Below are 20,732 nucleotides of genomic sequence, written 5' to 3' on the forward strand. Positions count from 1 at the left end.
TCCTCTGCTGATGCAGAGGCTATTATCACTATGGGTGTTGCTCAAAATATTTCTAAGTGACTCAGAGAACATTAGTATGCTCTGCGGGCAAATTTGTAGTACAAGAAAATAGCGATAATTGCACCCAATACTGCAACGAACAAACCAGGAAGAGTCAGAGATGCAGAAGTCAATGCCAAACTTCCAGTTTGCAGTATGTTGACTAATGTTCCACCAATGAAAGCACCAACAATTCCTAAGATTATAGTAGCTAGAATTCCACCACCTTGATAACCAGGATAGATTGCCTTGGCAATAGCACCAGCCAGAAGACCTAAAACTACCCAAGCAATAAGATTCATTGTTCTAATTCCTTACCATGTCTTTTACTAACACTTTTTATTTAAGCTTATGCAATATTTCCTCTTCATCTTTCATGAGAAACAATTTGGCATTCTCTTTAGGAAGAGAACAATAGTCATGCAACTTAGAGTCACCGGGGCGCGGGAAACCTGGCTACATGGCTAGCGCTCCTCCTGCAGCGCTGGCTCGTCTTTGCGTGAGATTATTGATTAAGCTTTAAGAAGGCAGAAGTACGAAGGCAGCTATGCTGAAGGCGTCCCCACGAATGAATACGTTCGATTTAATAAAGTTCGCACTTTTTTATTTTTCTCCATCCATAAGTTAGGGGGCTTTAAACCTTATGGCAGAGAACAGAGGACTTATTTTTGTATCAAAGCTTACCTTCTTTCCTTCAGCATAGCTGCCCTCTGCCCTCTGCCTTTCTTTGGTAAACACCTCCGCAGGTAAGCGCTTGAAGGAAAGGCGCTCATTCTCGATATCCACAAAGATGGTGTCACCATCGTTGAATTCGCCAACAGTGTCTTCTCTCGTGTTCTTGCTACTAAGGAAGTAAGCTTTGTTCGTGAATCATTCGCTCAAGCCAATTGGCAATAAAGCGAAGAGATAAGCCTAAATTGCCAACATGAACATGGTTTTGTGCCTGTTCAGCACGTGTGAAAACTCTTGTAGTGAGCGAGCGCACATTCGTTAAGGCTTCTGCTTGTCGATACAACTGATGGAGTGGGACATAATGATCCTCACTGCCTGCTAGCAATAACACATCTGCTCTAATGCGATTCGATATCTCAATTGTATTGTAGGCTTGGGTAGCTTGAAGAAACTCGTAGGGAGTCGTTGTACCCATTACGTGCATTCCCTGTCGGATTCCCCAATCGAGAATGGGACTTTGAGGCATGAGTTTGTTCAACAACGTATTAAGCGGATCGGCAGCCTGCTCAGTTAAATACTGTTCAACTTGGGTTTTTAATGTTGCACAAAGCGATCTTAAAAGGACTTCAAGGGAATCACAAAAAATGTCATCTGCAATGACATAGCGGACTCTCGGCTCAAAAGCTGCGGCTCGAATCACCAGTCCACCACCAAGGGAAATGCCCATGAGAATAACGTCGTTGAGTCCAAAATAATCTAACACTATTTTGACTGGATCTTCCCAGTTTGGAACCATTGCTAGACCTGCATCTTCTAAAGCACCCCCTTGCCCTGGACCTTCAAAGATGACAACCTCGTATCCGGCTTCAACAAAGAAAAAAGCGATTGGAAAAAACTCTTCAATGTAGCTGTCATACCCTCCAAAGAGAACAAGGGTGGCTTTGGATTGTTGCATAGTGAAGCGATAAGCTGGGAGAAAACCTGTTTGGTAAGGAATTTGGTACTGCTCATTCCCAGTGATGCCATAGCACTGCCGCATCATTTGAATAAAGCGATGGCGCATGGGACGCTTCTGGGGATCATCTGCCCAAACAAAGAATTCCGCCGTGCGTAGGTAGTAGGCAGCCGGTAAGGGGCGATCCTGATCAAGGGCTTGCTCACTGAGAGCCAAAAATTCACGTCGCAAGTCTGCATAGGTTTTGATCTTGGGTGCAACAGTTTGCATATCTTCTAAAACAGATGCTTCTCCAAGCCATTGAACCCAACGATTAAATTGAAAGTTGAGGCTGATATCGGGATGCAGATCGTAGTAGCCAACATGGGCGATCGCCTTTTGAACTAGTTGTTGACGTGAGAGAGGTTGAGTTGTCATATTGACCTTCGCATGCAGGTTTGAAGACTATGCTTCAACCTTATAGAACGGCACAATAGCTTGTCATTGACGTGAGTTAAGCTGCACTGGGTTTGTTTTACGATCGCGACAAGATACGCCGCTTCAAGCGACTGAGAGACTCTGGCTCAAGTCTCAGGTAGGAAGCCAGATAGTATTGTGGAATTCGCCGCAATAACTCTGGCTTAGTCTGAACCAATTTAAGGTACCGTTCCTCCGGTTTGTCCATGTAAAGGGACAGCAATGAATCACGGAATCTGAAAAAGAGTATTTCTACCACCAACCTTTGAAGTCGTTGCCCGTTTTGCGATTCCTCAAACAGCAGATTGAGGCAAGTGTCATTCAGAATCAGGAGCTTTGAGGTTTCAACCGCTTGAAAATAAAATTGTGTCGGCTGTTTGCGGAAGTAACTTTCGTAGTCGCCGATCGGCTGATCCTCTACAAAAAAGTCAAAGGTGATTTCCTTGTCATCCTTAAGAATAAAGATGCGGAAGCAGCCCTTGATGATGAAACCAATGAATTGGCAAATCTCTCCTTCAGCAAATAAATAATCTCCTTTGTTGATCTCCCGTGTCTTGAGATAGCGATCAACCTTAGCAAGTTCAATCTCGTGCTCGGGCAGAAGCTTAGAAATAAAGTCATAAAATTGTTGTTGCATCATCCGCTTCTTACTAATATTTTGAATTCCAAAGTTTAGTTCCATTTTGACAGATAATATAAGGTTATTTAATCGGACATGATATCAGTTAAAAACGTCTGGCTGCTTCTTAATAATATGAGGCGAGCGCGTAGCGCGCCCTACTGCCCAACCGCACTCCGTGCGGTTGGCGCTACATTTTTCAAACGACAAAACAGGACTTCCTTGGCTTTAAAGGCGGGTAAATCTTTCAACAAGTACGAGTAGTTGAGAATAACCGCCTATGCATGCTCCCTCCACAGATATCTGTGGGACCTTAAGGAGTACACGCGAGTGGATGTTGTCCTGTGCGTGTCATGGTTTCACCCAACCCTGCTCTTTCAGAGCAGGGGAGGCGTTTCTGGAAGAAACGCCTCGGCAGTATACCGGCGATCGCCACCTTTGCGATGATTTCTATACAAAAAAACGCAAAGGTGCAATTATTCAACTTTGCACCTTTGCGTGTTTGTTATTTATTCACCTAATTAAGCTGTAAACACCTCCGCAGGTAAGCGCTTAAAGGAAAGACGCTCATTCTCGATATCCACAAAGATGGTGTCGCCGTCGTTGAATTCGCCGCGCAAGATAGCTTTGGCAATTTGAGTTTCTAACTCGCGTTGAATTGCTCGCTTCAGCGGACGCGCTCCAAATACAGGGTCATACCCTACCTCTGCCAAAAAGTCAAGAGCAGCATCTGAGAGTTTGAGCGACATCTTGCGATCGCTCAATCTTTGCCGTAGTCTATTTACTTGCAACTGCACAATCTGGCGCAATTCCTGTTTCTGCAATGCATGGAAGATAATCGTTTCGTCAATGCGGTTGAGGAACTCTGGACGGAAGCTATTCCGCATCGCCTCCATCACCCGATGGCGCATTTCGTCATAGCGTGAGTCATCACCCGCCACATCTAAAATGTACTGTGAACCGATGTTGCTGGTCATGATGATCACGGTGTTCTTAAAGTCCACCGTATGACCTTGGGCATCAGTGACGCGCCCATCATCGAGAATTTGCAGGAAGATGTTAAAGACATCCGGATGTGCTTTTTCGATTTCGTCGAACAGAAGCACCGCGTAAGGACGACGACGAATTGATTCCGTAAGTTGTCCGCCTTCATCGTAACCCACGTATCCGGGAGGCGCACCGATGAGGCGAGAAACGGCGTGTTTCTCCATGTACTCGGACATATCTATCCGTACCAGCGCTTCTTCGGTGTCGAACATATACGCCGCCAGCGCTTTCGCCAATTCGGTTTTCCCTACACCCGTAGGACCAAGGAAAATAAAGCTGGCTATAGGACGATTGGGATCAGCAAGTCCAGCACGAGAACGCTGAATAGCATCTGCTACCGCTGTCACCGCTTCATGTTGTCCAATGACGCGACGGTGCAGTTCATCTTCTAAGTGCAGCAGCTTTTCTTTCTCAGATTCTACCAACTTGCTGATCGGAATCCCCGTCCACTTAGAAATCACTTCCGCAATGTCAGCTTCAGTAACTTCTTCGCGCAATAAAGATTTTCCACTGCGTTGTGCTTGAGCAAGTTCAGTTTCGACTGCTTCCAAATCCCGATGCAAACTGGTTAACTTGCCGTATTTTAACTCAGCAGCGCGGTTGAGGTCGTAGTCGCGTTCTGCTTGCTGAATTTCCAAGTTCACACGGTCAATTTCTTCTTTGACAGACTGAATTTTGGTGATAATGTCTTTTTCAGACTGCCATTGGCTATTGAGTGTTCTTTGTTCTTCTTTGAGATCCGCAAGTTCTTTTTCTAGTCTTTCTAGCCGTTCACGAGAAGCTGCATTACTTTCTTTTTGCAGCGACAGCCTCTCCATTTCTAATTGCAGAATCTTGCGGTCGATTTCGTCGAGTTCTTCTGGTTTGGAGGTAATCTCCATTTTCAAGCGTGCCGCAGCTTCGTCTACCAAGTCAATTGCTTTGTCTGGTAAGAAGCGATCGCTTATATAGCGACTTGACAATGTCGCTGCTGCAACTAAAGAACTATCGGAAATTTTCACCCCGTGGTGAACTTCATACCGTTCTTTCAAACCGCGCAAAATGGAAATGGTATCTTCCACAGAGGGTTGATCCACATAAACCTGCTGGAAGCGTCTTTCCAAAGCAGCGTCTTTTTCAATATATTTACGGTATTCGTCTAAAGTTGTCGCCCCGATACAGCGCAGTTCACCCCGCGCCAACATCGGTTTTAACAAGTTACCAGCGTCCATTGCGCCTTGAGTCGCACCAGCGCCGACAACGGTATGAATTTCATCAATAAATAAAACTATATTCCCGCCGGACTCGGTAACTTCTTTTAAGACTGCTTTGAGGCGTTCTTCAAATTCACCCCGGAATTTTGCCCCTGCAATCAAAGCACCCATATCTAATGCTATGAGTTTACGGTCTTTCAGGGACTGAGGTACATCACCGGCGACTATCCGCTGTGCGAGTCCTTCGGCGATCGCAGTTTTCCCAACGCCCGGTTCACCAATGAGTACAGGGTTATTCTTGGTACGGCGAGAGAGAATTTGGATAGTCCGCCGAATTTCATCATCACGTCCAATCACTGGGTCAAGTTTACCTTGACGAGCAGCTTCGGTGAGGTCACGCCCATATTTCTCCAGTGCTTCGTATTTGCCTTCTGGATTTTGGTCGGTCACTTTCTGATTTCCTCGAACTTGTTTAATGATATTCTTTAGCTTTCCTTCGTCTAACCCAAATTCTTGGAATAACCCTTTGCCAAAGCGGTCATCTTTGGCATAAGCTAGCAATAAATGTTCAATGGAGATATACTCGTCTTGAAACTCTTTGCGATACCCTTCAGCCCGATCAAGAAGAGTATCTAAACTCCGTCCCAAGTATACTGAACTGCTGCTACCAGAGACTTTAGGGTGACGTTGGATAAATTGTTCTGTGCGATCGCGTAGTTTTTGCAGATTAGCACCCGCTTTGGTAAAAATACCGCTGGTAAGACCTTCTTGATCCAACAGCGCTTTCATCAGGTGTTCGCTTTCAATCTGCTGTTGTTGATATTGTTTCGCAATATCTGGCGTGTGCGCGATCGCTTCCCAGGCTTTTTCTGTAAATTGGTTTGGATTAGTTGGTTGCATAGGCTTTTCTAGGAAATAACTACTCCAAGCGCACAAAAAGCGCAGATAGAACAAGTGTATGGTTTGTTCTTATATGGTCATTGTAAAGAGAGGGGGGCAACTCACTGGATCGGTGTTCACGTCTTTCTCCAGGAGTATTACCGTCCAATGAGTGCTGATTGACTGCAAGCGCCGAGTAAGTCCAAACAGAAGAAGAATAAGTTTTGTTTTGATACCGTGATTGTACAAACAGGGGCGCAAATCACTGGATCGGTGTTCGCGCTCTTGTAGAGGAGTATTACCGCCCATTTTTTACTAATTGATGGGGCTGTTTGGGGCGCGTCATCTTATAAAAAGCTTATCATACAAGAGTTTAAGTCAAATAACCTTTGTGTTGCAAAAAGTGATGTTACTTTAGTAAAAGTATCATCTGTGTCAACCACCTATAGCCAGAGTTACCCATAAGGAAATCCTACCTAACAGGATCTGGTGTCCTCAAATTTTTGCAATACAACCGTCTTAATCGGCTCATGGCTCCAAAAATCTTTACGGGCAGGAATCAAAATGCTCAAATCACAAAGAAAAACCGATTTCCTGGATGGCGCAGAATCTTCTTTGGCGTTCGCACACGCATCTTGATCTCCTACATCGTGCTGATGATCTTCTCCACATTGGTATCTATCCTGGCAATCTATGAGGTTCTGCTTGTCCGACTAGACGAGCAGGTTGAAAATGTTCTCATCAACGAGGTAAAGGAGTTTAGACGATTGACCGAGGGGAGGAACCCCAGCACGGCTCAACCTTTCGGGGATGATGTCGCTGCCATCTTTGATGTATTTTTGTCTCGCAACATTCCCCATGAGGACACGTTTTTGATTACGCTGTTGAATGGGAAATTCTACAAATCCAGTCCCCAAGTTCTACCGGTTAACTTACAGCCGAATTCAGCTTTTGTCAAACACTGGCAGAAATTCAAACAGCCCAAGCAAGGTAAGGAATTCACCTCAACTCATACTATCTACTATCTGGCTGAGCCAGTACTCAAAGGCAAAACTCAGGGTGTCTTTGTGGTCGCTTACTCCGATAGTAGCGCTCATCAGCAGGTGAACCAGGCAGTTATCGTTATTATCGAGGTAACAATAGCTGTTCTAGCCATAGCATCGGTGCTGGCTTGGATAGTGGCTGGACGGTTATTAGCTCCCCTACGCTTACTTATCGAAACAGCTCGCTCGATTACCGAGTCTGACCTATCTCAACGCATCCCTGTGCAGGGGGTAGACCAAATTGCCGAACTCACGATCACGTTTAACGAGATGTTAGATCGTCTCCAGACTGCTTTCGCCAGTCAACGAAACTTCATCAACGACGCAAGTCATGAACTCCGGACGCCAATCACAATTATCCAAGGTCATTTAGAACTGCTGGGTGACGATCCCCAAGAGCGACGTGAAACAGTGGAATTAGTAACTGATGAGCTAGCTCGGATGAGTCGCTTTGTCGATGACCTACTATTACTAGCCAAGACAGAGCAACCCAATTTTTTAAACCTACAAACTGTGGATATTAGCTTGCTGACTGAGGAACTGTATACCAAAGCCACAGCTTTAGCTGAGCGAGACTGGCGTTTGGAACACAAAGGTGTGGGGCGGATTGTGGCTGACCGCCACAGGCTGACTCAGGCAATCATGAACTTGGCTCAGAATGCTACCCAGCACACGAGTGATGGGGATGTCATTGCCCTTGGTTCAGTTGTAACGAAGGGAAACGCTCGTTTCTGGGTGCGTGACACAGGCGTTGGCATTGCTCCTGGCGACCAAGAGCGGATCTTCGAGCGGTTTGCCCGTGGCTCCAGTAGTCGCCGTCGTTCTGAGGGGGCTGGTTTGGGATTGTCTATCGTGAGTGCGATCGCAACGGCACACGGTGGTCGGGTAGAACTCAAAAGCAAACCCGGTAAGGGTTCTACATTCACTATTGTCATTCCACTAGATCCACCCTTTGGAGGTTCTGTTTGACTGATCAGATTCTGATTGCCGAAGACGAGCCGCGCATAGCCGCTTTCCTGGAAAAAGGGCTACGGGCGTCGGGGTTCACGACCGCAGTTGCCAAAGACGGTCATGAAGCGTCGATCATGGCTCAAAGCGGGGAGTTTGACTTGCTCATCCTTGACATTGGTCTCCCTGGCAAAGATGGTTGGATGGTGTTGGAAGAATTACGCGGTCAGGGCGAACAATTGCCTATCATTATCCTTTCCGCTCGTGACGAGGTGAGCGATAAAGTCGCTGGACTCGAGGGTGGGGCTGACGACTACGTCACAAAGCCCTTTCGGTTTGAAGAGTTGCTGGCGCGGGTACGGGCGCGGTTGCGCGACAATCGCTTGCCCAAACGACAGGAAGAAATGGTTCTTAGAGCAGGCAACATTGTCGTTGACTTGCTTAGACGTCAGGTTTGGATCGGCGATCGCCCAGTCAAGTTATCAGCGCGAGAATTTACCCTAGCTGAAACCTTTGTGCGTCATCCAGGGCAAGTCATGAGCCGAGAGCAATTGCTGAGTCAGGTTTGGGGCTACGACTACGATCCCGGCTCCAATGTCGTTGATGTCTGCGTGGGTTATCTGCGCAAAAAGCTAGGTCACGACTATATCGAAACAGTCAGAGGTATGGGTTATCGCCTGCGAACGTGAAAATTTTCTCATCAATTTTTAATATCTAATTAATAAGTATTTATAAATATAAAGAAGAACTGTAACAATCAGGGTCTGTTGATTGTCGCCTATTGTGATTTTTTCAGCTTCATACCAAGTTGTGTTCAAATGTGTAACTTAGTGTAAATAAAGCAGGGTGAGTACTATTTTTGACTGCAACTTATTATCAGTTAGTGATCTATTAGATGCCATTTTAAACGTCATGAGAGTACCTACAACTGGGTCAGGTAGTTGGCGGAAAAATTTACGTCCTGTTTGCTGAGTTCGTGAAGATGCTGGTTGAACGATATTTTTGGAAAATTTTATTGTGATTAGTTTAACGTTTGCACCAGTAATAATACTAATAAAAAATTACGGGAAAAGGAAGATGACAATCAGAGATTTCAAACCAAAACGCTCCATTGTCAACGACTTAGTGGCGTCCGTAGTTGTATTTCTCGTCGCTCTGCCACTGTGCATGGGAATTGCGATCGCTTCAGGGGTTCCTCCAGAGCTGGGAATCATCACAGGAATCGTTGGCGGAATTATTGTTGGCACTGTTGCTGGCTCACCCTTGCAGGTCAGTGGACCAGCGGCTGGGCTTGCTGTTATAGTCTGGGAACTGGTTCAGCAGTATGGCATTGAAATGCTAGGACCGATTCTTATGCTCGCGGGTTTGTTCCAGTTACTAGCAGGCGTCTTCAAGCTGGGACAGGTTTTCCGAGCAATATCTCCCGCCGTCATCTACGGGATGCTAGCAGGAATTGGTGTGCTAATCTTTGCTTCTCAATTCCACGTGATGTTTGATAGCAAGCCAAGCGCACACGGAATCGATAACTTAATTTCTATTCCCAGCGAGATATATAAGACTATCTTTCCCGCCCAAGGCAACAACCATCTCATCGCTGGCATTATAGCTGTAATTACCATTATTACCCTCATCCTCTGGGAAAAGTTTAAGCCAAAAAGATTAAAATTGCTGCCCGGTTCCTTGATTGCTGTCGTGATTGCAACTGCTCTAGCCACTGTGATGAAGTTGCCTATTCAGTACGTCAATGTACCCGATAATCTTGTAGCCACGATTCACATTCCAAAGCTAGAGAACTTCATCGGTCTACTCAAGCCATCTGTGCTTGTGGAGGCGATGGCGATCGCCTTTATCGCCAGTGCCGAAAGCCTGCTCTCGGCGGCGGCAGTAGATCGACTTCAATTTGAGTCAAAAACTAATTTTGACCGCGAACTCGCAGCGCAAGGCTTGGGCAACATGGTTTGCGGCGCATTAGGGGCGCTACCGATGACGGGTGTGATTGTCCGCAGTTCTGTAAACGTGGAAGCAGGAGGCAAAACCAGACTGTCTGCGGTTTTTCACGGAGTCTGGCTGTTGGCTCTTGTTGTTGTTGCGCCTTCTGTACTGAATCTAATTCCCACCTCCAGCCTCGCGGCGATTTTGGTGGTCACAGGCTATAAGCTGGTGAAAGTTGAGAATATCCGGAAGCTGCAACAATACGGGCGCATCCCTGTATTCATCTACTTTGCCACCTTGGGCGGAATTATCACTGCTGACCTACTTTTTGGCGTGCTACTCGGTCTTGTGTTGTCAGCAATCAAGCTGATCTACAAAGTTTCCCACCTCGATATCCATGTCGTTGCGGATGAAAACAACCAGCGCGTTGATGTCTATTTGGAAGGGATGGCTACATTTATTCGGCTACCGCAACTTGCCAAAGCCCTTGAGCAGATTCCTCCTAAAAAGGAAATTCATATTCACCTACAGATGCTCAGCTACATTGACCACTCCTGCCTCGACTTCTTGTCGATGTGGGAAAAACAAGAGGAAAAGAAGGGAAGTACTATCGTCATGCAGCGGGATAGGTTGGTAGAGCGCTACCGCAAACCGCTATTTACTGGGCGATCGCCTGAAGAACCACAGCAAAACCAATCGCACCTAGCAGCGTAGAAGTTTTCACTACTCTACTTTCACAAAAGAGGAGTTCACTATGAATACGATAGATGCAGTATTCTTAACATTACTGAATACTATTGCTTGTTTTGCTTTTCCCAAACTTCTGTCTGTCATTATGGCTCCTAAAAAGAAACGTACTGCACCAATGCCTACTGCCATAACATCACAAACCGAAGCTTACCAAAGTCCTTAAGCAGATTCCTGCTGAAAAGGAAATTCATTTCTTCTCGTTCTTCTCGTTCCCAACCTCTTCTCTTCTCGTCTTCTCGTTCCCAGGCTGAGCCTGGGAATGCGATATCAAGAGGCTCAGCCTCCCATATTCACACCTCTACTCGTTCCCAGGCTCAGCCTACTCGTTCCCAGGCTCAGCCTGGGAATGCTATATCAAGAGGCTCAGCCTCCCATATTCCCACCTTTGAAAATTTATCTAAAGAAATACTCGTTCCCAGGCTCAGCCTGGGAATGCTATATGAGAGGCTCAGCCTCCCATATTCACACCTTTCCTTACTCTATGGGTCGTTCTCGCTACCAATTTCTAGAAAACCAGCCTCATTTTCTCACCTGCACAGTTGTCAACTGGATCACTGTATTTAGTAAACCAGACTTAGCTCAAATCCTTCTCAACTCATTAGACTTTCTACAAAGCCACCAGCGTTTAGCTTTGCATGGGTATGTGATCATGGAAAACCATCTTCACTTAATTGCATCGGCTGAAAATTTATCTAGAGAAATAGCAGCATTCAAGTCATTTACAGCCAGATCTGTGATTGATTGGTTAAAAAACAATCAGACTGAGTATTTGTTAAAACAGCTAAAATTTCACAAAAAATTACACAAAACTACCCAAGAATACCAGCTTTGGCAGGAAGGTTCACACCCCCAAGCAATATTTAGTCAACAGATGTTTAGCCAAAAATTGGAATATATGCACAATAACCTACTCAGGCGCGGCTATGTCGATGATCCTGCTCATTGGCGATATTCCAGTTACCGTAATTACATGGGTATGAAGGGAGTTTTAGTTGTTGATTTGATTGATGTGTAGTTGGAGCGTCAGGAGGCTGAGCCTCCTTGCATTGCGTTCCCAGGCTGAGCCTGGGAACGAGAAAATCCCATACTTCCTCGTTCCCAGACTCCTCATGGGAATGCCCATACTGAGGCTCAGCCTCACCTTAGAGTCACAATCACAGCTTTCTATTTGAATAAAGCTTTTTTAATTTTACTTTTTCTCCCCATCCCCCAATCCAAAATCTACAATTGAGTCGGATCAAACACCCACCTATCCCCAACAATCTCCTCTAAGCGTTGATTGAGTCGGGGAAGAAAATATTTTGGATCATTCAGCCTTTGCTGGACAAACCAAGTATCAAACGCTTCCTGTGTCTCAATTCCTTGTCCACCCGCCGCCGCTAATAGCATCGTTCTACTTAAATCCTGAAGTTCTTCTAACTGCGGATGCCCTTCGCCCCGGCTGTTGCAAAACAAGAATGCTGTTGTCCCTAGCAAGGCTTTCAGTTGATCGCCTTGAGGTACAGCTTTATACAAAGCACAGATGAGATAAATTGTATTTGCTAAGGGGGCTTGAATCCTCAGCGTCAGCCAGATTGCTTGAGCCAGGTAAACCAAACCGTTGCTTTCATCTGCTACGCCTAAGTGACTTAGAAGTGTCACCAAATCACCATAAGCACGAACCTGTGCAAATGCCGAAGCGGCTTGCAGATTTAAGTCTAACTGCCTAGCTTTATCTCCTGTTTCACCTGCAACATAAGCCATATTGTTCAAAGTTACAGCTTTGCCACCGACATGGCCAATGCGCTCTTTTATTTCCAAGGATTCTTCCCAAAGTGCGTTCGCTCGTTCGATGTCCCCTTGTTGGGCGATGACGAGTGCCATGTTGTGCAAAGTTACAGCTTTGCCACCGACATCGCCAATGCGCTCAAGTATTTCCAAGGATTCTTCCCAAAGTGCGTTCGCTCGTTCGATGTCCCCTTGTTGGGCTATGACGAGTGCCATGTTGCTCAAGGTTGCAGCTTTGCCACCCACATCGCCAATGCGCTCAAGTATTTCCAAGGATTGTTCCCAAAGTGCGTTCGCTCGTTCGATGTCCCCTTGTTGGGCGATGACTGGTGCCATGTTGCTCAAGGTTACAGCTTTGCTACCAACATCGCCAATGCGCTCAAGTATTTCCAAGGATTGTTCCCAAAGTGCGATCGCTCGTTGGATGTCCCCTTGTTGGGCGATGACGAGTGCCATGTTGTTCAAAGTTACAGCTTTGCCACCGACATCGCCAATGCGCTCATATAATTCCAAGGATTGTTCCCAAAGTGCGATCGCTCGTTGGATGTCCCCTTGTTGGGCTATGACGAGTGCCATGTTGCTCAAGGTTGCAGCTTTGCCACCGACATTGCCAATGCGCTCAGATATTTCCAAGGATTGTTCCCAAAGTGCGTTCGCTCGTTGGATGTCCCCTTGTTGGGCGATGACGAGTGCCATGTTGTGCAAAGTTACAGCTTTGCCACCCACATCGCCAATGCGCTCTTTTATTTCCAAGGATTCTTCCCAACGTGTGATCGCTCGTTGGATGTCCCCTTGTTGGGCTATGACGAGTGCCATGTTGCTCAAGGTTGCAGCTTTGCCACCCACATCGCCAATGCGCTCTTTTATTTCCAAGGATTGTTCCCAAAGTGCGTTCGCTCGTTCGATGTCCCCTTGTTGGGCTATGACTTGTGCCATGTTGCTCAAGGTTGCAGCTTTGCCACCAACATCGCGAATGCGCTCAAGTATTTCCAAAGATTGTTCCCAAAGTGCGATCGCTCGTTGGATGTCTCCTTGTTGGGCAATAACTTTTGCCATGTTGCCCAGGATAGCGCCTTTGCCACCGACATCGCCAATCCGCTCAAGTATTTCCAAAGATTGTTCCCAAAGTGCGATCGCTCGTTCGATGTCCCCTTGTTGGGCGATGACATCTGCCATGTTGTTCAAGGTTGCAGCTTTGCCACCCACATCGCCAATGCGCTCAGATATTTCCAAGGATTGTTCCCAAAGTGCGATCGCTCGTTCGATGTCCCCTTGTTGGGCGATGACTTGTGTCATGTTGTTCAGAGTTGCAGCTTTGCGAATCTCGTCATCTTCAGGGCAAAGGTCTAAAGCCTGCTGATAATGGACAACAGCATCCTCAACTCTGCCCAAAACCTTTTCAGCACGGGCAATGGTTCCCAAGATACGGTAGTCCACAAACTTTTGCAGGAGTGGTTCACAAAGTTGGACAACTTCCAAATATCGGTCACTGTTCACCCAGCGAATTGCAATCAAGTCCCCAACGCTGACAGCAATTTCCTGCTCTCCAGCCAGCAGTCCTAACCTCACTATCTCCAGTGCTTGCTCTTCCGTCCAACGCTTATTAGTCTCCTCCCACCAGATTTGATAGAGTTTTTTTGCCGCTTGCTGTCGCGTTCTCTGCCACTCTTCCTCACTCAATAATGGTTCCAGCAACGGTTCTAAAATCGTCGTCACGCGATATTCGGCGGTTTGGGTGGCGTGAGTCGTGGCTGACTCGACTAAGCTGAAGCTTACCAATTTCTCCAACCATAACCTCTCCTTATCTCTTGCTCCCCTCTCTGCTTGCGGAGAGGGGCTGGGGGTGAGGTTCTGCGTAACAGCGTTCACAATATCAATTGTCACTGGCAGGCGAAAAACACTCAACTGCGCCAAAAACTTTTTTTCATCCACCTCCAACGCATTCAACAGCGTCTGCGCCAAAATATTTTCCCGAAACTCCAGCTGGGTATTCTCCAAGCGAGTTAATAAATCATCCGCCTGTAAATCTCGTTGCTGAATAACCTGCAAAAGCCACTCCAACAAACGCGGATTACCGTCAGCAATTGCCAGAATGCGCTGGTTCTGTGCTTGCTGCTGCAATTCGGGCGTTGGCAAAAGACGGCATTTCTTATCAATATCGCTTTTGCCCATCGCCGCTAAATTTTCTAAATGCAGCCGATGCGGTGGCAGGGTATCTTCTTTGAGGTAGCGACAAGTCACAATCAACCGGCTCTCTGCCTGGTTTTCCTCCAGCGCCGCACAAATCGCCTCTAAAATCCGGTAAGCTTCTGCGGTCATCTGCAGCGAACCATCTTGAATATTCGCTTTCGGGATGTTTTGCTCAAAGTCATCCAGCACCAACAACAACGGACGATCAATTTCTTTTGCTTCAATTTTATCAAAAAAGTTTTGCAGTCGCCCTTTGAGGGAAACCTTTGGTTCATTCAGCAATGCGGGTACATCTGCAAACCGCTCAAACTTGCTGGAAAGTTTATTGAGTAAGCCTACCTCATCCAAAGGTCCAATTAACACCACCCGCTCAAAATTCGGACGCTGTGTTTGGACTCGCGTACACAACCGCGCCGCCAAAGAACTTTTACCCAGTCCACCCATCCCAGCAATAAATACACCGATGTTGTCGCTGGTTTCTCGCAACGCCCGCAAACACCGTTGTAGCGGGCGTCTGCGTCCGACAAATTCCCAGCGACTGGCAACTTTCACAATATTGTTCTGATCCAGAAATTCGCTTTCTGGCTGTCTAAATTTCAGCTTTTCCCGCCCTTTTTCGCTTCTCAGCGGTGTCACCAGTTGCTTAATTGGGCGCGTATCTCGATAAATCCGCAACAGATGCCAGTCGGAGCATTCTTCAGCAATCATTTTCTGTTGCGCCGCTTTGACTGCTTCCTCTACCGTTTCCCCCGTCGCCAAAGCTTGATAAAATGCCTGTGCAGCAATAATACCCGTCCGATCATACACTGGACGCGCCCAGCCTAATACGACACCCGCCCCCAGCTTCACCAAAGCCTCCGCCATTGATGGGACTGTTCCCCGGTTGGCAACTTGTCCCGTGTGACAGCCAGAAAGAAAAATCACTCGTGGAAAACGTCCCCGAAAGGCTTTAGCTAAGTCCTCCACGGTAGTCAATTGCACATTCCCCACGTCATCTTCGGTGATAAAGCAGGGCGTATTATCCTTAATTGTTCTACCTTTTGGCAGCAAACCGCCAAAATATTTTTGAATATAAATTATTCCGTGTCCTGTTAAGTGAAAGACATCAAAATAGTCTTCCGGATAGGATTTCACTAGATTAGCTAATTCCTCAACCGAACCGCTTTCTTCGACAATCAACGCCAAAGGCTGATGCTTGGTTGCTTGCAGGATGTTGGCTTCTTCCTGTTCAAACTCAAGCGGCGCAACCCTTGGATCGTCTGGAGAAGTTGCCATAAACAGCGATCGCAAGGGACGATTTTGCACGGCGATCGCACTGGTATTTCGTTGCTGCACTGCACGCACTGGCAATAGTGCAATATCCTGCCGTTCTAGTAAAAACCCTGTACCATCGTGTAGCAATTCCCACGGCAAATGAGCTAGTCCCAAGGCCACGCGTTCCGTTTCCGGGTTCAACCCCCGCGCCTCACTCGTTTGGATCAAATCCAGATAAATCGTCTGTTCCTCAGCCTCATCCAGCGCCCTTCTCAGCCATCCTTCCTTGCCATCCAGCCATTGATAAAGCTGCCGTCCTATCTGGATAAGCAGGGACAGGCGATCGCGCTGCTGGGAGTAGTAATTTTGCTCACATAGGTCAATGAGTACACCTAACTCAACTTTATCCAGGCGACGTAAGCCATAATCACAGCGTAGTTCAAAGGTTTGCTGTTGACTGAGGGCGAAACTGAAGGTTAGAGGCATGGCTTGAATCAGTAGATTCCATAGCTAGCTTCACTTTGTTCTCACTATACTCCGGATGAGTTTTTCAGTCGCGCTTTAGGGAAGCTGGGAATTTGAAAATGAGTACGAGAAGGCAGAACACGCACGCTAAGCTAATGACTAGTAACTAATAACTATTGACTTTTGACAAATGGCTAAAAAGCAGAAATTTCCTTACCTAGTTGGTTCTAAGTGGACAGCGCAGCAAAAAGTAGATGGCTGGCGACACTTCCAAGTCGTCAACCGCAAAAATCAGGGCAACTGGGTTTATGCCGAGATGGTCGCTGCTTGTGACCCTAATGTCCGCTTTTGGATAAACGCCAAATTGTTACAAGACCGTTCTCTGTGGGAAGCAGGCTGGCAATCTTTGCAAGAGATGAATTCACCCCAAGAAGATGTTTCTTGAATTCTTTCAATCCCTGATAGGGATTCATCACAAATTACATCCTGCCAGTACAAATAGAATTGCACACTCAGTGATGCGAGGTTTTTTCGCTGCGAATGAAAACCGCAATAACTGATTTTGCCAGCCTCAAGACCAGTAGATTTGATATTTGAGACAAAGTTTAACAAATATTGGTATCGGTAATAATTATTTATATTTTTCAGGCAGTTGCTCTCAAGTCGGAATAATTTTGTCTTAGCCGTTGACAATAAACTGCCAATTTATTTGCAAATTTACTTTCAACGACCCTCTCATAGCTCTTATACTCATTTCTCTACCAAGAGGTATACCTATCCACATAGGTCTTTTTGATACGCACAATCGGTGTAGCGGGATTTTTATTTTTTGTATTTTGTAACTTATTTTATATAAAAGTATTAATAAGGTATGATTTTTTAAGTTATTTTAGTTTTAAAAGTGTTTATAAATCAAAAAAAGTATAATTCATTCAATTAAGGCATAATTCACCTGATATAACCCTAATAGACTTGAACACCCCCTTTATTTTCCGTGTGATTTGCACAATAATGGCACTCACAGACCTCACAAATCGCCATCTTCGGCTAGGTGCAGGGAATTGTTTGAGCGACGAGTTTGACAAGAAACTATAAGAGGCAAACTACAGTGAAACTAGCAGTTTACGGAAAAGGCGGTATTGGGAAGTCCACAACAAGCTGTAATATCTCCGTCGCCTTAGCCAAGCGCGGCAAGAAAGTGCTGCAAATTGGTTGCGACCCCAAACACGACAGCACCTTCACCCTCACCGGGTTCTTGATTCCCACAATTATCGATACCCTGCAAGAAAAGGACTACCACTACGAAGATGTCTGGCCCGAAGATGTGATCTACAAGGGCTATGGCGGAGTTGATTGTGTCGAAGCAGGTGGTCCTCCCGCAGGTGCTGGATGCGGCGGCTACGTGGTAGGCGAAACCGTGAAATTATTAAAGGAACTCAACGCCTTTGATGAATACGATGTGATTTTGTTTGACGTTCTTGGTGACGTTGTTTGTGGCGGTTTTGCAGCACCCCTCAACTATGCTGACTACTGCTTGATTGTGACTGACAATGGCTTTGATGCCTTATTCGCTGCCAATCGTATTGCGGCTTCAGTCAGGGAGAAAGCCCGGACTCACCCACTGCGTCTTGCTGGGTTAATTGGTAACCGCACCTCGAAGCGCGACTTGATTGAAAAGTACGTGGAAACAGTGTCCATGCCAGTTCTGGAAGTTTTGCCTTTGATTGAAGATATCCGTGTTTCCCGCGTCAAAGGTAAAACTTTGTTTGAAATGGCAGAATCTGACCCCTCTTTGAATTACGTTTGCGATTACTATCTCAATATTGCTGACCAAATTCTGGCGCGTCCAGAAGGTGTTGTCCCAAATGACGCCCCAGACCGCGACGTGTTCGCTTTGTTATCAGATTTTTATCTAAATCCCACTAAAACACAAGTTCCAAATTCAGAAGAGGAATTAGACTTGATGATTGTATAAATCATCTTAGTACCAGGATGGGGAACGATATGCCTTTCTTTGATAGTTTTACAGATTCTTTAAAGCAAAAGTGGTTGCAATTTTTCCAGTTAAATCGTGACTGGATTGCCCTGCATATGGAAGTGGAGTCTGTTTACACTCCAGATGGTGGCAGACGACCATCTTCGTACCTCATCCTGGGAGTTGTTAACGCGCTGGAACCTAAACTGGCACAGTTAATGCTGCCCTTTTCCAAATTGAATCCTGACGCTGATACCTTGGTCGAGGTGCTGGAGTTAAATTTTGATCCAGATATAGCTCTCGGTAACCGCGCCCTTCCCAATTTACGTATAGAAAAACACAGGGAAGAGTTAGATGTTTCATATGAAAACTTCAGTCATGAAACACTAACAAATTCTCAGATAAGTAGCTTTGGGCAAGAGGGAATAGCTAACAAGTTGGATCTGGGAGATACACACAACCAAAGCCTTAGGGCATCCAATCCAACAATCGATAATGTTACAGCACAAAACCGGGTTGGCAATTCCTCATCCAGCGATACAAACTCGAACAATCAACTTCACCAAGCACATAACCCAGTTGATGAGTTCGGTGAACTTTCTTTGGATCATTTGAACGAAGTAGACAGCAAAACTTCTGAGAGTGGCTTTGCCGGTGTGTTGTCAGATGTTTGGGGTGCTGAAAGCGCAACCCAAAAAGAGGAAGCGGATAAAGAAATGTTTTTAGGGGAAGAACCACCTTCTGGTTCTTTTGATGACTCAGAAGATGACTCCGAGATTGCTCGTCTCTTCCCCAACCATTAAAGAGTGAAGAATGAAGAGTGAAGAATGAAGAATGAAGAAGGAAAGTCGATAAATTCTTCTTTGTTCTATCTTCTTTCTTGTTAAAAATCATGGGGAGAAAATACTAAAATGACTCTTGCTCAACCAGAAGCTTTAACTTTTGAGTGCGAAACCGGGAATTACCACACTTTTTGCCCAATTAGCTGCGTCGCTTGGCTTTACCAAAAAATTGAAGATAGCTTCTTTTTGGTGATCGGGACAAAGACTTGTGGCTACTTCTTGCAAAACGCAATGGGGGTCATGATTTTTGCTGAACCCCGTTATGCAATGGCAGAGTTGGAAGAAGGAGATATTTCCGCACAACTTAATGATTATGACGAGTTAAAGCGGCTGTGTTTGCAGATTAAGCGCGATCGCAATCCCAGCGTGATTGTGTGGATTGGCACCTGCACCACGGAAATTATCAAAATGGATTTGGAAGGCTTAGCACCCAAGCTAGAAGGCGAAATTGGTATTCCCATTGTTGTCGCACGCGCCAACGGTTTGGACTACGCCTTCACCCAAGGGGAAGACACCGTGTTAGCGGCGATGGCGACACGTTGTCCTGATAAAGCACCCGTGGCTGAAACAGAGAAGAACGAACGCAACGCTATTTCCAAACTGCTTAACTTTGGTAAGAAGAAAGAAGAAGTCGTTAAAGAAGAATCTGAGTATGTGGATCATCCACCATTGGTGCTGTTTGGTTCCCTCCCCGATCCCGTTGTGACTCAGTTAACTCTGGAACTCAAAAAGCAAGGTATCAAAGTTTCTGGTTGGCTACCCGCAAAGCGCTTTACTGAACTACCTACCCTTGAAGAAGGGTATTATGTCGCTGGTGTCAACCCCTTCCTTAGCCGCACTGCTACGACTTTGATGCGTCGCCGCAAGTGCAAGCTGATTGGCGCACCTTTCCCAATTGGTCCTGATGGTACCCGCGCTTGGATTGAGAAAATTTGCTCGGTGTTTGGCATTACACCCAAAGGTTTGGATGAACGCGAGGCTCAAATTTGGGAAGGCTTGGAAGAGTACGTCAAATTGATTCGCGGCAAGTCTGTGTTCTTCATGGGTGATAACTTGCTGGAAGTCTCTCTGGCACGGTTCTTGGTACGTTGCGGTATGACGGTTCACGAAATCGGCATCCCCTACATGGATAAGCGTTATCAAGCTGCTGAGTTGGCGTTGCTGGAAAAAACTTGCCAGGAAATGGGCGCACCTCTGCCTAAGATTGTGGAGAAGCCAGACAACTACAATCAAGTGCAGCGGATTTATGAGTTAAAGCCAGATTTGGTGATTACTGGTATGGCTCATGCTAACCCATTGGAAGCACGCGGTATTAATACTAAGTGGTCTGTAGAGTTCACTTTTGCTCAGATTCACGGTTTTACCAATGCGCGTGACATTCTGGAGTTGGTGACTCGTCCGTTGCGTCGGAATAACAATTTGAAAGATTTGGGTTGGGATAAGTTGGTGAAGGAAGAAGCTAAGATTTAACCTTACTTCTAGATAATCTCTGTAATAAATTTCATTGGGTGCGTTCGTGTTTTTCGTAACGCACCTTATTTTTTTATGGAACCGCCAAGACGCCAAGGACGCCAAGAGAAGGAAAAGAGCGATCGCTTTCGCTGTGTTTTAAGCTGTCGCGCCTACAAAGGAAAAAGCGACAGCTTATCTGAGTTCTTGTGGGATGGGCATCTTGCCCGTCCAAATAATGCAAGTTAAAAGCAAGG

The 20,732-nt window shown here is 46.1% G+C and carries 16 protein-coding genes; 10 read left to right on the plus strand and 6 right to left on the minus strand.

Annotation, left to right across the window (positions count from 1 at the left end; translation table 11 throughout):
• Positions 1-71: 71 nt before the first annotated feature.
• From AACT52_RS08885 to clpB, 5 genes are all read right to left on the minus strand, one after another.
• Positions 72-341, minus strand: coding sequence for a GlsB/YeaQ/YmgE family stress response membrane protein (locus AACT52_RS08885; RefSeq protein ID WP_073630257.1), 270 nt, complete (start codon positions 339-341; stop codon positions 72-74).
• Positions 342-883: 542 nt separating this feature from the next.
• Complete coding sequence (locus AACT52_RS08890) at positions 884-2,083, minus strand: alpha/beta hydrolase (RefSeq protein ID WP_073630259.1); 1,200 nt, start codon at positions 2,081-2,083, stop codon at positions 884-886.
• A gap of 97 nt (positions 2,084-2,180) precedes the next feature.
• Positions 2,181-2,804, minus strand: a complete 624-nt coding sequence (locus AACT52_RS08895; RefSeq protein ID WP_233153883.1) for a Crp/Fnr family transcriptional regulator — start codon at positions 2,802-2,804, stop codon at positions 2,181-2,183.
• A 250-nt stretch (positions 2,805-3,054) separates the two neighbouring features.
• A complete protein-coding gene (locus AACT52_RS41315; protein ID WP_445263921.1) occupies positions 3,055-3,225 on the minus strand; it encodes a hypothetical protein in 171 nt (56 codons plus the stop codon).
• 37 nt (positions 3,226-3,262) lie between these two features.
• Positions 3,263-5,881, minus strand: coding sequence for an ATP-dependent chaperone ClpB (gene clpB / locus AACT52_RS08900; RefSeq protein WP_073630261.1), 2,619 nt, complete (start codon positions 5,879-5,881; stop codon positions 3,263-3,265).
• A gap of 509 nt (positions 5,882-6,390) precedes the next feature.
• On the opposite strand from clpB, the gene AACT52_RS08905 reads away from it, so the two are divergent.
• The 5 genes from AACT52_RS08905 to AACT52_RS08925 all read left to right on the plus strand — a co-directional run bounded on the left by AACT52_RS08905 (position 6,391) and on the right by AACT52_RS08925 (position 11,548).
• Positions 6,391-7,872: a sensor histidine kinase gene (locus AACT52_RS08905; RefSeq protein ID WP_233153884.1), complete on the plus strand. Its 1,482-nt coding sequence runs from the start codon at positions 6,391-6,393 to the stop codon at positions 7,870-7,872.
• Positions 7,869-8,540 (plus strand): response regulator transcription factor, encoded by a 672-nt coding sequence (locus AACT52_RS08910; protein WP_073630263.1) that lies wholly within the window; start codon positions 7,869-7,871, stop codon positions 8,538-8,540. The genes AACT52_RS08905 and AACT52_RS08910 overlap by 4 nt, the downstream gene beginning before the upstream one ends.
• 388 nt (positions 8,541-8,928) lie before the next feature.
• Positions 8,929-10,497, plus strand: a complete 1,569-nt coding sequence (locus tag AACT52_RS08915; protein WP_073630265.1) for a SulP family inorganic anion transporter — start codon at positions 8,929-8,931, stop codon at positions 10,495-10,497.
• Positions 10,498-10,537: 40 nt separating this feature from the next.
• Complete coding sequence (locus tag AACT52_RS08920; RefSeq protein ID WP_198940887.1) at positions 10,538-10,696, plus strand: hypothetical protein; 159 nt, start codon at positions 10,538-10,540, stop codon at positions 10,694-10,696.
• Positions 10,697-10,972: 276 nt separating this feature from the next.
• Positions 10,973-11,548, plus strand: coding sequence for an REP-associated tyrosine transposase (locus tag AACT52_RS08925; protein ID WP_233153885.1), 576 nt, complete (start codon positions 10,973-10,975; stop codon positions 11,546-11,548).
• Between the two features lie 206 nt (positions 11,549-11,754).
• On the opposite strand, the gene AACT52_RS08930 is transcribed toward AACT52_RS08925, so the two are convergent.
• Positions 11,755-16,230, minus strand: coding sequence for a tetratricopeptide repeat protein (locus tag AACT52_RS08930; protein WP_073630267.1), 4,476 nt, complete (start codon positions 16,228-16,230; stop codon positions 11,755-11,757).
• A 169-nt stretch (positions 16,231-16,399) separates the two neighbouring features.
• Here AACT52_RS08930 and AACT52_RS08935 point away from each other — a divergent pair, with 169 nt between their 5' ends.
• From AACT52_RS08935 to AACT52_RS08955, 5 genes are all read left to right on the plus strand, one after another.
• On the plus strand, positions 16,400-16,654 hold the full coding sequence (locus AACT52_RS08935; RefSeq protein WP_073630269.1) for a TIGR02450 family Trp-rich protein: 255 nt from the start codon (positions 16,400-16,402) through the stop codon (positions 16,652-16,654).
• 663 nt (positions 16,655-17,317) lie between these two features.
• The gene (bchL, locus tag AACT52_RS08940; RefSeq protein WP_233153886.1) at positions 17,318-18,184 is read left to right on the plus strand and encodes a ferredoxin:protochlorophyllide reductase (ATP-dependent) iron-sulfur ATP-binding protein; all 867 of its coding nucleotides are present in this window, start codon (positions 17,318-17,320) and stop codon (positions 18,182-18,184) included.
• Positions 18,185-18,213: 29 nt separating this feature from the next.
• Positions 18,214-18,987 carry a DUF5331 domain-containing protein gene (locus AACT52_RS08945; RefSeq protein ID WP_073630273.1) on the plus strand — a complete coding sequence of 258 codons (774 nt, stop codon included), beginning with the start codon at positions 18,214-18,216 and terminating at the stop codon, positions 18,985-18,987.
• A gap of 108 nt (positions 18,988-19,095) precedes the next feature.
• On the plus strand, positions 19,096-20,496 hold the full coding sequence (locus AACT52_RS08950) for a ferredoxin:protochlorophyllide reductase (ATP-dependent) subunit N (protein WP_073630275.1): 1,401 nt from the start codon (positions 19,096-19,098) through the stop codon (positions 20,494-20,496).
• Positions 20,497-20,571: 75 nt separating this feature from the next.
• Positions 20,572-20,724: a hypothetical protein gene (locus AACT52_RS08955; protein WP_158054593.1), complete on the plus strand. Its 153-nt coding sequence runs from the start codon at positions 20,572-20,574 to the stop codon at positions 20,722-20,724.
• Positions 20,725-20,732 lie beyond the last annotated feature (8 nt).

The sequence above is a fragment of the Scytonema sp. HK-05 genome, from assembly GCF_963872035.1.
Lineage (GTDB): Bacteria > Cyanobacteriota > Cyanobacteriia > Cyanobacteriales > Nostocaceae > Kalymmatonema.

What these genes read in the sequence shown, in the direction of transcription:
- AACT52_RS08930 (WP_073630267.1), bottom strand. Translation starts at nt 16,230, where the DNA reads ATGCCTCTAACCTTCAGTTTCGCCCTCAGTCAACAGCAAACCTTTGAA.
- AACT52_RS08925 (WP_233153885.1), top strand. Translation starts at nt 10,973, where the DNA reads ATGAGAGGCTCAGCCTCCCATATTCACACCTTTCCTTACTCTATGGGT.
- clpB (WP_073630261.1), bottom strand. Translation starts at nt 5,881, where the DNA reads ATGCAACCAACTAATCCAAACCAATTTACAGAAAAAGCCTGGGAAGCG.
- AACT52_RS08905 (WP_233153884.1), top strand. Translation starts at nt 6,391, where the DNA reads ATGGCTCCAAAAATCTTTACGGGCAGGAATCAAAATGCTCAAATCACA.
- AACT52_RS08955 (WP_158054593.1), top strand. Translation starts at nt 20,572, where the DNA reads ATGGAACCGCCAAGACGCCAAGGACGCCAAGAGAAGGAAAAGAGCGAT.
- AACT52_RS08935 (WP_073630269.1), top strand. Translation starts at nt 16,400, where the DNA reads ATGGCTAAAAAGCAGAAATTTCCTTACCTAGTTGGTTCTAAGTGGACA.
- AACT52_RS08920 (WP_198940887.1), top strand. Translation starts at nt 10,538, where the DNA reads ATGAATACGATAGATGCAGTATTCTTAACATTACTGAATACTATTGCT.
- AACT52_RS08945 (WP_073630273.1), top strand. Translation starts at nt 18,214, where the DNA reads ATGCCTTTCTTTGATAGTTTTACAGATTCTTTAAAGCAAAAGTGGTTG.
- AACT52_RS08890 (WP_073630259.1), bottom strand. Translation starts at nt 2,083, where the DNA reads ATGACAACTCAACCTCTCTCACGTCAACAACTAGTTCAAAAGGCGATC.
- AACT52_RS08885 (WP_073630257.1), bottom strand. Translation starts at nt 341, where the DNA reads ATGAATCTTATTGCTTGGGTAGTTTTAGGTCTTCTGGCTGGTGCTATT.
- AACT52_RS08915 (WP_073630265.1), top strand. Translation starts at nt 8,929, where the DNA reads ATGACAATCAGAGATTTCAAACCAAAACGCTCCATTGTCAACGACTTA.
- AACT52_RS08950 (WP_073630275.1), top strand. Translation starts at nt 19,096, where the DNA reads ATGACTCTTGCTCAACCAGAAGCTTTAACTTTTGAGTGCGAAACCGGG.
- AACT52_RS08895 (WP_233153883.1), bottom strand. Translation starts at nt 2,804, where the DNA reads ATGGAACTAAACTTTGGAATTCAAAATATTAGTAAGAAGCGGATGATG.